12 protein-coding genes are annotated in these 14,215 nt (G+C 34.7%); 11 read left to right on the top strand and 1 reads right to left on the bottom strand.

Annotated features, from left to right (window positions below; genetic code table 11):
• The coding region (locus J7604_RS18235) for an Ig-like domain-containing protein (RefSeq protein WP_293898743.1) at nucleotides 1–919 on the top strand (919 nt) is incomplete at its 5' end.
• A gap of 82 nt (nucleotides 920–1,001) precedes the next feature.
• Here J7604_RS18235 and J7604_RS18230 read toward each other — a convergent pair.
• Nucleotides 1,002–4,148, bottom strand: coding sequence for a PQQ-dependent sugar dehydrogenase (locus tag J7604_RS18230; protein WP_293898740.1), 3,147 nt, complete (start codon nucleotides 4,146–4,148; stop codon nucleotides 1,002–1,004).
• A gap of 225 nt (nucleotides 4,149–4,373) precedes the next feature.
• Between J7604_RS18230 and J7604_RS18225 the strand changes: the two genes are divergently transcribed.
• The 10 genes from J7604_RS18225 (at nucleotide 4,374) to J7604_RS18180 (ending at nucleotide 14,146) form a co-directional block, all read left to right on the top strand.
• Nucleotides 4,374–6,353, top strand: coding sequence for a T9SS type A sorting domain-containing protein (locus J7604_RS18225; protein ID WP_293898737.1), 1,980 nt, complete (start codon nucleotides 4,374–4,376; stop codon nucleotides 6,351–6,353).
• Nucleotides 6,354–6,461: 108 nt separating this feature from the next.
• Entirely contained in the window at nucleotides 6,462–6,842 is a 381-nt protein-coding gene (locus tag J7604_RS18220) for a hypothetical protein (RefSeq protein WP_293898734.1), read from the top strand.
• A gap of 45 nt (nucleotides 6,843–6,887) precedes the next feature.
• Nucleotides 6,888–7,610: a class I SAM-dependent methyltransferase gene (locus tag J7604_RS18215; RefSeq protein WP_293898732.1), complete on the top strand. Its 723-nt coding sequence runs from the start codon at nucleotides 6,888–6,890 to the stop codon at nucleotides 7,608–7,610.
• Nucleotides 7,607–8,023, top strand: coding sequence for a hypothetical protein (locus J7604_RS18210; protein ID WP_293898729.1), 417 nt, complete (start codon nucleotides 7,607–7,609; stop codon nucleotides 8,021–8,023). Before J7604_RS18215 ends, J7604_RS18210 begins: the two co-directional genes overlap by 4 nt.
• Nucleotides 8,024–8,031: 8 nt before the next feature.
• Nucleotides 8,032–8,553, top strand: coding sequence for a hypothetical protein (locus J7604_RS18205; RefSeq protein WP_293898726.1), 522 nt, complete (start codon nucleotides 8,032–8,034; stop codon nucleotides 8,551–8,553).
• Nucleotides 8,554–8,556: 3 nt separating this feature from the next.
• The gene (locus J7604_RS18200) at nucleotides 8,557–9,003 is read left to right on the top strand and encodes an MBOAT family protein (protein ID WP_293898723.1); all 447 of its coding nucleotides are present in this window, start codon (nucleotides 8,557–8,559) and stop codon (nucleotides 9,001–9,003) included.
• Nucleotides 9,004–9,092: 89 nt separating this feature from the next.
• Nucleotides 9,093–9,674, top strand: a complete 582-nt coding sequence (locus J7604_RS18195; protein ID WP_293898720.1) for a hypothetical protein — start codon at nucleotides 9,093–9,095, stop codon at nucleotides 9,672–9,674.
• 329 nt (nucleotides 9,675–10,003) lie between these two features.
• Nucleotides 10,004–11,137 carry a chromate efflux transporter gene (chrA, locus tag J7604_RS18190; RefSeq protein ID WP_293898717.1) on the top strand — a complete coding sequence of 378 codons (1,134 nt, stop codon included), beginning with the start codon at nucleotides 10,004–10,006 and terminating at the stop codon, nucleotides 11,135–11,137.
• Nucleotides 11,138–11,308: 171 nt separating this feature from the next.
• Nucleotides 11,309–11,884: a GNAT family N-acetyltransferase gene (locus J7604_RS18185; RefSeq protein WP_293898714.1), complete on the top strand. Its 576-nt coding sequence runs from the start codon at nucleotides 11,309–11,311 to the stop codon at nucleotides 11,882–11,884.
• 108 nt (nucleotides 11,885–11,992) lie between these two features.
• A complete protein-coding gene (locus J7604_RS18180) occupies nucleotides 11,993–14,146 on the top strand; it encodes an ATP-binding protein (protein WP_293898711.1) in 2,154 nt (717 codons plus the stop codon).
• Nucleotides 14,147–14,215: the final 69 nt, after the last annotated feature.

The raw sequence follows: 14,215 nt of genomic DNA, 5'->3' as shown, positions 1-14,215 counted from the left end.
CAGTCCATATAGTGCTACGTGGACCAATGTAGCAGCAGGTACTTATAAAATTGTTGCCAATGTTAAAGATAATAATGGAGGAGTAGGAACTGATACGGTAACTGTAACGGTTGTTCCAGCTGTAAATCAGAACCCGTCCGTTTCAATTACCAGCCCGGTGAATAATGCTTCGTTTAATGCTCCTGCAAACATTACTATTACAGCAAATGCCTCAGATGCAGATGGTACCGTTTCATCTGTGGCATTTTACAATGGATCTTTGTTGTTGGGCACAGATAATACAACACCATATAGTTATACTATTGCTGGAGCAACGGCTGGCACATATAGTCTGACAGCAGTTGCGACTGATAATCTAGGAGGAAAAACAACATCAGCTGTAGTTTCCGTTAAAGTTGAAAATGTGCTAACTGTAGGAATAAACGGTCCTTCTTGCCTGATTGCAGGACAAAAGTATTTGTTTGTGTTATCTCCGGAAGCTGCATTTACCAATACCAATTGGTGGACTAATGCTCAGGCAATTATAGAGGTAGATCCTTTAGATAAAAGTAAAGCATATATTACATATGCCGCAAATATATCATCTGTCAATATTAGTGTAGGTGTTAACTATTCTGCAAGCCCATGGTACAAGCAATATGATAAAACTTTGAAGGTAGGTGGCTGTCCTTCTGCTTCATTAGAAGAGGTAGCATTCATTGCATCATCTGCTAAGTCTGATGAAAGTCAATCGGATTCTCAGGAGGAAATTTTGCAATCCTTAAGAGTCTATGATTTTCAAGGTAAAGAAATTGCCTATAAAGGTGAATTAACACTTGATATAAATAGGATTAGCGAATACCTTGAAAACGGAGCGTATATTATCTATGGAGTTTCGAATCAGAAAATGATAAAGAAAAAGATTGTTATACAAAAGTAAAAGATTTTTCTTTTTCATACCTATAAAAAAAGACTGTCAGAGTTTTTCTGACAGTCTTTTTAACTCTATGAAAGAAATGAGTTTATCTAATGAATTTTATTATCACAGGTTTTCCTTTATCAAGAATCTGAATAATGTACAACCCATCTGGATAGTTATTCATATCGATCCATTGATTTTGAATTTCATTTGTTCCCGATATTATTTTTTTACCGCTTACATTAAAGATATCGAACTTATCAATTGAATCAGACTGAGTTAATAACCTTATTCCGGATCCACCTCTGGCGAGCTTATAATTTAAAGCATTTTCAGATACTGGTTCTGAATTTGAAGTAACTGCCGGAATGTTTGTATATAAATATTTTTTTTCTATTCCAGTTTGGCTTATCAATGAAGACGCCCATTGAAGTTTAATATTAGCATCGCCGCCGTTTTCAAAATATCTGAATTCGAAAGGATAAAAAATTCTTCCATTAAGATGAACAGATTTCTCTTTATTTTCAATAATTCCATCATGCCACTGATTGATGATAGTATCATTGTCTATTAGCAGCATAAATCCGTCGTCACCATTTGCAGTGAATGTATAATTATCGTCTAAAGGAGGTCTTAAATAGCCTTTCCAAGTGATTGTATAAAGATCATTCCCAAGGAGGCTAGCATTAGGTGAACCAGTAGCCCAGTTGAAATCAATTTGTGTGTCTGTTTGAGTATATTTTGGTGATATGCCAGCCAGCGTAGCTACATCACCAAAATATGAACCAGTAAGTCCATCGCCTGAAGTCAGATTAATGTTAGTAAATAGATTCTTTTGTGGTACAATCTGTTTACTGATAGAAGGTCCAGACCAACGTAATTCAATAGCCGCAACCCAATCTGTTTCTTCGAAGGTAACTTTTACTTTTTTCTTACCAGGAGAGGTGAAAGTTATATTACCTGAACTCTCAATAAAATATTCAACCCCTGTATAGGCTCCTGAATTTTTATTGATGACTACCTGGTTATCTATTGTTAAGTTGCATATGTCATTATAAAAAGAGTTTAGATAAAAAGTATAAGTCCCTGCAGTAGGTATATCAATATATCCATCCCAGGCAGCCTTAAAGTTATTATCATCAATTGATCCCATATCAGGGGAGTCATATTGCCAGTTGAAGTTGATTTCAGAATCAATTCTTTTAAGTCTGACGTCTGTCTTTGAAGTAATGGAAGTCACATCTGAGTAAGTTCCCATAAGTCCGTCTCCTGTGTAACTTACTTCATCACAATCGTAAGATGCGTACAGATTTACATCTGTATTTGGTGTGGCAAATGTAATGAGCTTGGATGTCTCACCATCTGACCATCCTGTGAAAACACATGTCTTGTTGTTTGTCGATATTACCAATGGAGCTTCCAGGCTTCTGATAATTCCTTTTACAGAGTATATCGTTTCTCCTACTAGGTGATATGTGCCATCATAATTTATTTTAGCCTCCGGAACATTAGAGTTAACAGTAATGCCGACCAGCTGAGGATAAACATCTAGGTAAGTCGTTGATGAAAATCCTTTTGAGTCTGTAGCTTTTAGATATACACGGAAGAACACATTAGGAGAAGTTTCTCCATTGTTTGGAACTGTAAAGCTGATTGGTAGACTGGTTCCGGCTGTGGGGGCCAAAGCAGGGTGAGTATGAGCATCATGATGCAGATCTACCCAAAAGGATAGTGATGTTCCGGAAAGGGTTCCATCTTCAGCATCAGTAGCTGTACCTGAAATTTTCAATACATCGTTTGCTTTGTATTTGAAGGTGGCTAAAGGAGATGATATTACCGGTACTGGACGAGTGTTTTGAATTACTGTAAGAGTAGCCTCTGTGGAAGTAATGTTTGAAGCACTATTTGAAACGATACATTTGAATTTTGCATTATTATCAGCAATCGTTACGGATTGTACAAGTAATGTATCGTTTGTTGCTCCCTCTATGAGTTCTCCGTTTTTATACCACTGGTAAGAAAGTGGTTGAAGATTGCTATAAGCGGTTATGGTAAATAAAGTATTTTCTCCGACTACCAGACTATTGTTTTGAGGATTTTGATTAATAAATACTTCATTGGAATTAGTATATTTTATTTTCCATAATTTCCCATCATAACTCACTGTGTTAGAGCCGGCAGATCCACCGTCTGAACCATTTCTTTCAACATAATACATATCGCCATTATCAGCGAAAAGGTACCATAACGGACGGTTAGCACCTGTTGCAAAGTCTGTTCTTATTTTCGTAACAGGGTTCCATGAGTATATCTTCTCAGTACAGTAATCTCCAAAGAATATCTGACCTGTATATTCTGCAGGAAATGTTTTATTCAGAGGATTGTAAAAGGAGCATCCGATAATAGCACAGGCTCCGGCTTCATGAGTGTAAAAATATTCTGGTCCCTGATAGTTAGCAATGCTTGTAGTACCTGAATTACCCTCTCTGTCTGGCCATCCGTAAAATTTGCCAGGAAGTATCTTATTGATTTCTTCTGCAGTACTTCCTCCTACATCTGTAGTGTATAGCTGGTCTGCTGCATCAAATTCGAATGCAAATGGATTTCTTAAACCATAAGCATAAATGGTTTTATTTATACCTGTTACATTAGGGTCATTATAAAATGGATTGTCTGTTGGTATGGAGCCATCATCATTAATCCTTAGTATTTTCCCTAAAGTGTTGGTTAATAATTTGGAGTTAGTAGAAACACCACCTTCGCCGGTTCCGATGTAAAGCTTACCATCAGATCCGAATTTAAGGCAGCCGCCATTATGGATACCGCCAACAAGAGTATCCAATTCTATCAGCAATACTTCACTTCCAGGAAGGGTTGATCTACCATTATTAGTGGCTGTAAAACGCACCACTCTATTTTTGTTTCTGTTTTTAGGACAGTAATAAGCATAGTAATATCCGTTGTTGAAAAAGTTAGGATGGAGGGCAATGCTTATCAGGCCTCTTTCATTAAAGTCATTTACTTCTATATCTAATAGGGGACTAGCCAATAATACATCATTTTGTACTACTCTGACTTTACCATTTTTTTCAGTAATATAAATGATGTTATTAAGCCCTTTGGTAATGGAAACCGGATTAAGTCCTGTGGCAATTTCCTGTTCAATAAATCCAGGTGGCAAATCGGAGGAAAATACACTTTTCAAGATAACCAACTGAATGAAAAGTGATAAAACTACTTTAATTCTCATATGTATTATTAAACTTTATTCTATTGCTTCCAGCGAGAGTGCGAAATTAGGTTATAATGCTTTTAAAAATAATGTTTTTGTTAAAAAGAAATAAAGCATATAACTGATAGTTGTTTTAGTTCAATATTATATTGTAAAAGTTATAATGAGATATTATTAGATTAATAGATTAAAATTTTTGAAATTGCGATAATATTTTTATTTCTATAGTAATTTTTAAATAACATGAAATTCGTATTGACATTTGTTTACAGCTTACTGATGAGTAGCTGTGTATTAGGGCAATGGATAGAATTATCTAATCCCGTTACTTATGATGCTTCGTTCCTATTAACCCGGAATGACAAGATTTACTCTGCTATAGGTGGACGTTTATTTGCAGGGGAGGAGGTTTCCGGTAAATATTCTTTTTACCAGATTGATTATAATACAGCTTCATTATCATGTGCTTCCTCTTATGGAAAGTATGTCATTGCAGGTGGTACAAATGGTTTTGCCGCGTTATATGGTGATATCGGTATCGGAGAAAGATTGCTGATAAAAAACATTGGATCAGGAATGATTAACAGTATAGAGATAGTTGGAGACAAAGTTTTATTCGGAACAGGCAAAGGAGTAATTACCTCGGATGACGTTTTAAATAGATTGCAGAAAACTACAGAAGGTACTCCTATATTAAAAGTCAATCAGGTCAGATTTATAGATGAAAAAGTATATGCTGCAAGTGATTCAGGACTTTTTATATCAGCAGATACAGGAGTTACATGGCAGCTGAATGGCTTTTATAAGAAGAAAGTTTACGCCATTGAAAACGTAGGTAATGTTCTTTACTGTGGAACATCAACAGGACTATATACCTATTCTCAAAAAGATGGATTGTGGACTATTGATCATTTTTTCGGTAACAATGAGATAAAGAAAATTTTTCTGGATGGGGAGGATGTTTGGGTTTATTCTAAAAATCAATTATACAGAAAAGATGAAAATGATATGTGGGTGCCTGAATATACAGGCATAACAGGTGATGTGACATCATTGGCACGAATAGGCAATACCTTATTTGTTAGTAGCATATTAGGCATAGTATATAAGAAAGATGATACAAGCTGGAATACCGCAAGTTTGTATACTCCGGGAGCAAATGAACGTATCATTGCCTCATTGGCCTCAGACGGCAAAAATCTTTTGGCAGGCCTTGAAGTAGGGGGAATTTTTCTGAGCGGAAATCTGGGGGGATCTTGGGACATGAAAGCTCCTGCTATGGATCCAGGTTTTTCGGTCTTTGGTTTATACATGTATAATGGACACTGGTTTGCTTCGACTTATGTTGATGTATTCCGATCAGATGACTTAGCTGCATCATGGAAATTAGCAGATTCAGAATTGCCCGAAAATACTATTATTACATCTTTTTCTAGTAAGGCAGATACTCTATTGGCCTGCACAGAAAAAGGTTTATACTATACTTTAGATCTAGGAGAAACCTGGTTGAAATTATGGCCTGAAGCTGTCAAGAGAATCGTAAGTAATTCAAATGGAACAATGTTTATTGCGACAAGCAATGGTCTTTTAAAATCAACCTTTCCATATATAGATAAGGAGCTTGAAGGGGCTGCTAATTCTATTAATGACCTTGTTCAGTATGGCGATACCATATACTATTCAATTTCTCAAAAATATGTTTTCAGGTCATTCGATGGTGGGGAAACATGGACGGAACTTTCCAAATCTCAGAATCCGGTAAATCTGAGTAATCTTAAAATTCATAAAGAATACATACTGGCAACAAAAGAAGGTGTTGTTTATATTTTACATCATGGCTCGGATGTTTGGGTTCCTTTTCAGAATAACCTTCCGGTAAATGAGGTAAATAGTATGATTGTTATAAATGATGAAGCTTACATTTATGTGAAATTTTACGGACTTTATAAAAGGTCGCTTTCAGACTATCAAAGCCCGGCTTCAATAAATGATCCTTATATTAAATCAAATATTTTCTATCCCAATCCTGCATCGGAGATCATTCATCTTCAAAATCCTCAGGATATAGAAAGATTGGAAATTTATGATTTAACTGGCAAGCTACTTAGAGATACTAAGGTTGATACATCAATTGATATTGCTGATTTGGAGAAAGGAATGTATATCCTTCAGTTTATAGGTAAGGATCAGAGTGTTTATCCTTCAAGACTTTTAAAAAAATAAGCTGAAATTTTTATCCGGTTTGGTCATATCATACCGGATAAAAATTTAGTTCGGGATTGAAGTTGATAACCTGAATTTCACTTAATTTTGTAAAAAAAATAAATATATATGTGTAATCAGGTAGTTGTGAATTTATTGGCGGCATATGGAGTATTTCTTATTTTATGTGGCATTGTTTCAGTTATTTTTATTGGTTTCAAAGCTAAAACTGCCCTTCTTTCAGGAGGTACTTCAGGAGTAATCTCTATTTTGATTTCCGTATTGATGTGCAATCACATTGGAAGTGCAAAATATGCAGGATTGCTGGTGGTTACAGCATTGTTTATCGTTTTTTCATGGAGAAGCACAAAGACTTTATTTACGTTGATGGAAATGATTTCAATTGCTCATGAGGATAGGAAAGGTAAAGCTATTGCTTTTCTCATCATCAGTCTAATGGCTATAGTAAGCATTTTTACGATTATGTTGCAAATTGTATTTTGGTCTTGATTGGCGAGTTGCAAATTTTTTGTGTAACGAATATTTTTTATTTCATTGGAAAATAGTGAATTGTACGATAGCAGATTTGTCAGAAATTTATTTGATGAAATGGCTAAGACCTATGATAAGGTAAATTATGTTACCTCATTTGGTTTTTCAGCTCTTTGGAGGAAACAATGCGTTGATCATTTATATATTTCTGAAGGAGCAATTGTTTATGATCTAATGACTGGTATGGGTGAGTGTTGGCCTTATATTCTGAAAAGTGCCGGAAATAAAGGTAAACTGATTGCTGTTGATTTTTCTGATCAGATGATAAAAGGAGCGGGGATCAAGAAGGCTAAAAGAAAGTTTGAAAATGTAGTATTGTTGCAAAAAGATATTCTGGACAGTGGGATGGATGATGCTTCTGCAGACCATATAGTCTCTGCTTTCGGCCTTAAAACTTTTTCAGACAAACAACTGGAAATACTTGCAAAAGAGGTTCATCGACTTTTAAAACCAGGAGGATCTTTTTCTTTTATAGAAATATCAAAACCCGATAACAATCTGTTAAATGGACTTTATCTTTTTTATTTGAAAAAGATCATTCCTTTTCTGGGTAAATTATTTCTTGGGAATCCTGAAAATTATAGAATGCTAGGAACCTATACTGAGCAATTTGGTGATTGCTCTAAAGCACTGGAGTTCTTTCAGAAAGCCGGTTTGATCGTTTCATATAAAAAGTATTTTTACTCTTGTGCCACCGGCATCACGGGAAGCCGACCATTATCATGAATACATTACAATGTCCAATTAAAGTTGCAGGCTTAATGCAGATCATACTTGTTGCTGGAAGCCTTTTGATACCGAAGTTGTTGAACTGGAAAAAAGAACTTTCTATAGTTGCTCCGCTTATCCGGCAAATGTTCTGGACGTATGCAGGTTATATCTTGATGACCAATTTATCCTTTGGTGTCCTATCTTTCTTTGCTCCGGAGGCACTTTCAGATCATTCACTTTTGGCGGCGGCCGTTAGCTTGTTTATCGCACTCTACTGGGCGGCAAGAATATTGATCCAGTTCTTTTATTTTGACAGAGCCTCAGCACCGAAAGGCTGGATTTACTTTTGGGGCGAAGTTGGGCTCGTAGCGATGTTTGTATTCTTTGCTTTCAGCTATCTTTGGGTATTTTATTCAAATATTTCTTAGCCATTAATATGATATCCTCTGTCAATCTTAATGATTTACTATCAGTTGCTACAATACTTATCTTTATTGTATTGCTGGGATATATTGTTTCTAAATCCTCCAATTATAGGTTATCTATATGTGCAGCATGGTTTCTACTTGCGATAGGAATGTTTTTAACAGAGAGATTATCTGAAGTATTTCCTCCTGTATTAAGAATGTTATGTATCATTCTTGTTACTTTATTTGGAATGAAGACCGTTGTGTCTGTTGAATATTATAAGGGAAGAGAAAGCAGACTTAAATTTATACAATGGATATCTTTTGTTACAGGTTGGTTTGGGATGCGACCAAACCTTTTTGAAACCCTTGGAATGAAGCCTTTGCAAGGAGGGGAAGATCTATTTAAATTTGGTGTAAAGAGAATAGTTGCCGGAGCTGGTTTGTTAATTTTATCTGGTTATATATATACCAATTTGTCAGAAGTAATCTTTCAGGTATTGTCTACAGCCTTTGCGCTTATTGGGTTAAGTCTTATTCTTCATTTCTGAATATTGAATATAAGTGCAGGCTTCTGGAGGTTAAAAGGCGCAGATACAAGGACTTTGTTTAAAGAGCCTATGCGGTCTCTGAGCCTTGCTGAGTTTTGGGGAAAACGTTGGAATCTTGCTTTTTCAGAGATGACAGCAATAGCATTGTATCGTCCGCTTAAGCCGAGAATAGGTGAGAAAGCTGCTACAGTAACTGCTTTTGTTTTTTCAGGTCTGCTGCATGAAGTGGCAATAAGCGTTCCAGTAAAGGCGGGATATGGGTTTCCTTTGTTGTATTTTTTCATTCAAGGGATACTTATCATTATTGAAAGGAAGCTGGAGTATAATGGAATGTTAAAGAATAAGCTAATAGCCAGATGTTGGGTATTTGCAGGACTAATATTACCATTCCCCGTATTATTCCATGTCTGGTTTCTTAAAGGTATTATCTGGCCTTTGATAACCTGGTAAGGATTTATTTATTTAATTTTAGAATTTAGTTTTTATTAAAATTTTTAAGGCCTTTTATGTTAAAATCAAAATATTGTTTTATTTTTTTAGTGGTACTACTTTTCTCATGCGAAGAAAATAGAGAAGACAAGATTCATGTAAAGAAAAACACTCCTAAAGCGCTTCAAAATTCAGATGAATTATATGTTAGCAGTTTTGAATCACGAGGGAAAGAAAATCTTGTTAGTGATTTATATCAGGAATTGATGGAAAAGAATTCTGAATTAAGAAAACTTGAAGAAAGCAGGAATGAGTTCAATGAAAGACATCAGAATTATTTATATCGTTTTGATGAATACGATAGTAAGTCCCAGCAATATTACAGAGATGCCAATTCATATGTCAATGCAATTAATGACAGTATTCTCAGAAAGAAGATTGAACATCTTCTTACCCGTAATGAAGAAAAATATAAGCATATTATTTCCAAGCATACAGGTTTACAGAATGATCTTTCAAAGCTTTCATCAACGATTGAAGACCGTCTTATTGTACTAAAGGTACTTTTGACTCTTGAACAGATAGAAAAATATGAGAAAGACAATCTTCCTGATAGGAAGGAGCCTGCTTCATTAATAAGAAAGGGGGGCAAAGTGTCTTCCAAGCTTGATAGTCTTACTCCCAAATATTAATAAGTACTGCATTCTTAATTATAAATAAGGCTATCAGGACAACCTGATAATCTTTTTCTTAACCTTGATAATTTTTAGAATTTAAATATCCCTTTGTCCTAAAAATATCGGTTCAGCCACGTATCCAGTTATAATAGGCCTCCTTAAAAGGATATCCTTATTGTCTTCACCTTAAAATTTATTATCCTTGTTCTCTGATATGAAGGGTTATTAGTCGGTTCGCAGAATAGCTATGTTCTATATGTATTGAGAAAATGATCAACAGCCCTTAAAACGATTCGTTATTAAATATTCAATGAATCTTAATAAAGTTTTACTATCTTTTGAAAATGGAGTCAACTAGATTAAAGGAAGTTTGTTTTGTATTTCTGAAGCTAGGAATTATAGGATTTGGTGGGCCAGCCGCGCATATTGCGATGATGGAAGAAGAGATTGTAAACAAAAGAAAATGGATGAGCAGGGAACATTTTCTTGATCTTATAGGTGCAACCAATCTGATTCCTGGCCCAAACTCAACGGAAATGAGCATGCATTGTGGTCATGAGCGTGCTGGCTTGCCTGGATTGTTCCTTGGTGGAATATGTTTCATTTTTCCTGCGGCTCTTATAATGGGGATATTTGCCTGGCTTTATGCAAGCTATGGAAGTATATCCGAAGTTAAACCTTTTCTCTATGGCATTAAACCTGCTGTTATAGCAATTATCATTAATGCGATCTTTAAACTCGGAAAAACAGCTTTAAAAAACTGGCAGCTTGGTATTATTGGAATAAGCGTAATAATAGCTTCTCTGGCAGGTGTTAATGAAATATATGCATTGTTATGTGCAGGCCTGTTTGCCGTTATTTGGTTCTCAGGAAGACAATTTTTAACTCACAAAGGATTGTCTTCTTATAGTCCCTTCATACTTTCGGCTATACCTGTTGTTAAAAATATCACTCCTGTTGACTTATTCTGGATTTTTATAAAAATAGGAGGTACTCTGTTTGGTAGTGGATATGTACTGGTTGCTTATCTGCAAGCTGAATTTGTAGATAAGACTGGTTGGCTGACACAGGCACAATTACTGGATGCTGTAGCTCTTGGGCAATTTACTCCAGGCCCGTTGTTTACAACAGCGACGTTTATAGGATATCAAATGGATGGCTTGCCGGGTGCTATTATCGCAACAGTGGGAATTTTTCTTCCTTCATTTTTCTTTGTTCTTGTATTAAATCCTTTTGTTCCAAAGTTGAGAAGATCGAGGGTAATGGGTTATTTTCTGGATGGTGTAAATATTGGGGCTATTGGGGTAATGCTGACAGTTACCTTTCAGCTTAGTAGAAATATTCTTATTGACTTAAATGGGTGGCTTATTGCTATTGCTTCTCTGATTGTAGTATTCGGATTTAAGAACCTCAATGCTACTTGGATCATTATAGGAGGAGCAATAGCGGGATATCTTTTCCATTTGACGAACTTTTGATGTGCTCTGAAAGACTGTTTGGTGCGAGGTAAATAGTTGTAAGATAGTATATTGTTGTGAATTTTATATTGAAAAGTTTGAAGATTTCGATGAGTAATTTTAGATTTGTCAATACAAGTTTTCAATAAGTTAATAAAATATTATTCTTCACCCTCATACAAGATAAATTTTATGATAGCAGCTAAGATTGAAGATAAGTCACTTGTGGTGGATATATTAACCGCATCATTTGATCAGAATATAAGCGTTAACTATGTTGTAAAGCAGGATGGTCAGAGGAAGGCAAGGATCCGAAGGCTGATGGAATATTGTTTTGAAAGTTGCTTTCATAATGGAATAGTATACCTGTCAAAAGATCGCAATGCCTGTGCTCTTATATTATTTCCGGAGCAAGAGACGGTTTCATTGAAGTCTATAATGAATGACCTTAGATTAGCATTCTCTTGCATAGGTCCGGAAAGGCTTCCAAAGGTTCTCTCCAGAGAATCAAAAGTTAAAAGTTATTACCCTAAACAGTCTATTTTTTATTTGAGGTTTATTGGGGTTCATCCAGATTTTCAGAGAAAAGGAATAGGCAGCTCATTGATTGCAGATATAGTAAATGAAGCAAGGACAATGAAGAAGCCAATCTATTTAGAGACCTCGATGGCAGAAAATGTAAAGTTTTATAAAAACATGGGTTTTGAACTGTTTAATGAGCTACACTTGCCGCATCAGTTATTTTTATTCAGGATAAGTAATGTGTAATATTCTAATTTATTAGGAATGGTAGTATTTGGAACACAAATTCATATAATAACTTTTTTAATTTCATTATTTGAACTGGTTTTCTTTTTCTATCAGGTTATATATTTTTTGTCCAGACCATCAGATAAAAGCAGACTTTATTATCTGGTCCTTCTTTTTCTGTTAATTCAATATAACATAGTCGGAGCACTGTTTCCAGATAACAAAATAGATATTCCAATTACAATTCAGAATATTATTGCTTACATAGTTGCTTTGGTAATGTCATTATATTTTATTTTTTATATATACAAAGTATTGAATTTAGAGAAATTGAGGTTCTATGCATTTCAGGGATCACTAATTTTTATAGTCTTACCGTTTATTTTTTTGTTTCTGTTTCCATATGTATATACTGGAGATCTTGAAATGTCAAGGAGACTAGTAGTGATAATTCCATTTGTATATGTTATTGTTATGTTGTTTTCTTTAGCAAAATCATTTAAAGAAAAATATCTGTCATGTGCGGATGAGAGTTGTAAGGAAGAAATGATAGGAGTACTTTTGGGATTTAGTTTTTGGTTAACACTGCCAGTTATTGCATTTTTTGAAACTGATATAAATCATTTGTTATTACCAATATTGAAATTTCATAATGGCAGTCAGGTTGCAGAAGTGATATCTACTAATCTCGGGTTACTCGTGATGACTGTTCTTTTTATCCGGAAATCAATTAAACAGTCACGTGCAGAATATTACATGTTATTGGATTCGAAAAAGATGTTACAGGAGTTAAATCACACATTAACATTGAAGGTAATCGAAAGAACTAAAGAACTTGAAATTGCAAATGAAAGAAGAACAAATACATTTATCAATCTTGCTCATGAATCTAAAACCCCTATTACTCTTATTAGGAATTACCTTGAAGAGTATATAGGCAAACATGGAGAAACAGAAGAACTCCTAATCATTAAGAGGAGCATTGAGAAATTAACCAGGGATATTAATAATTTCTTTGACCTGGAGAAAATAAAACGGGGAGATGATATTTATTTTAATGATCAGATTTGTAATGTTAGTGAGATACTAAACAATAATATAGAGCTTTATAGAGCTTATGCTAATAAAAAAGGAATATTTCTTACTTCTTATGTTGACGATAATTTGATAGTAAAGGCAGATCCGGAAGGGATCTATCGGATTTTAAATAATCTCGTTGAAAATGCAATTAAGTTTACATCTCTGAATGGTGTAATTCAAATTTCTCTTAAACAGGAAGGTCAAAGCTTGCTATTTGTTGTGAGGGATAATGGTATTGGTATCCATCCTGAACTCCATGAAAAAATATTTGAGCCTTATTTTAAAATTAATTCGAGTCATAAAAATATTCAGGGAATCGGTATCGGTCTTTCTCTAGTTAAGAAAATAGTTGAAAGTATTGGCGGGGTAATTAGAATAGAAAGTGATCCGTCCACGATTGTCGGGACTAATATGATCATTGAAATACCAATCTGTAATAACGAATATTTTGGGGGACCATTAAGTCTAAAATCAAGAGAAGTCTATTTCAATGTTGAAGCATTGAATATTCCACAACTTAGGTATAATGCAGAAAAAAGAAGTGTCTTAATCGTAGAAGATAATTTTGCATTACTTAATTACCTTGCTACAAAGCTAAGTGAGAGATTTAATGTGATAGCTGCTACAAGTGGAAATGAAGCATTTGAAAGGCTGCAAACGGTCACTTATGTAGATATAATTATATCAGATGTTATGATGGATGATGGGGATGGTTTTGATTTGTATAGATCCATACTGAGCAGGAATAATCTGAATCATATACCTTTTATTTTTCTGACGGCAAAGGATTCTGCAAAGTCAAAGATAGAAGGCCTTTTATTGGGAGCGGTTGATTATATTCAAAAGCCATTCCTAGTAGAGGAGCTGGTTGCGAAAATAGATTCAATTTTATTGAACCTTGAAAAGCAGAGAATCGCATTGATCAATAGCGCATATAAAAGCCTTCAGAAAGCAAGTGAAATAGATCTCAGTAAAGCAGATAGTCAGAATAAATTTGAAATTAATTGTCAGAGGTACAATCTTACTACAAGGGAAATTGAGATAATAAATTTGATTGCTAAAGGTGTTACTTATAAAAGCAGCGGAGAGCTTTTATACATATCTGATAAGACTGTTGCGAAACATGTAAGAAATATTTTTGAAAAGGTTGATGTGAAAAAACAGGTAGAGCTATTAAGTAAACTGGAGGTATCCGTCTAAATGGAGAGGAATATGAAATCTGTCATGCATATTTTATTTTTCTTACTTTTTCATTCAGCTAAAGTGGTG

It is taken from the genome of Sporocytophaga sp. (genome assembly GCF_017745095.1).
Classification (GTDB): Bacteria; Bacteroidota; Bacteroidia; order Cytophagales; family Cytophagaceae; genus Sporocytophaga.
This window is presented reverse-complemented; position numbering and strand designations above follow the sequence as displayed.

Bases quoted from the DNA above. Each gene is read 5' to 3' on its own strand.
- J7604_RS18230 (WP_293898740.1), bottom strand. From the start codon at position 4,148: ATGAGAATTAAAGTAGTTTTATCACTTTTCATTCAGTTGGTTATCTTG.
- J7604_RS18225 (WP_293898737.1), top strand. From the start codon at position 4,374: ATGAAATTCGTATTGACATTTGTTTACAGCTTACTGATGAGTAGCTGT.
- J7604_RS18220 (WP_293898734.1), top strand. From the start codon at position 6,462: ATGTGTAATCAGGTAGTTGTGAATTTATTGGCGGCATATGGAGTATTT.
- J7604_RS18210 (WP_293898729.1), top strand. From the start codon at position 7,607: ATGAATACATTACAATGTCCAATTAAAGTTGCAGGCTTAATGCAGATC.
- J7604_RS18205 (WP_293898726.1), top strand. From the start codon at position 8,032: ATGATATCCTCTGTCAATCTTAATGATTTACTATCAGTTGCTACAATA.
- chrA (WP_293898717.1), top strand. From the start codon at position 10,004: ATGGAGTCAACTAGATTAAAGGAAGTTTGTTTTGTATTTCTGAAGCTA.
- J7604_RS18185 (WP_293898714.1), top strand. From the start codon at position 11,309: ATGATAGCAGCTAAGATTGAAGATAAGTCACTTGTGGTGGATATATTA.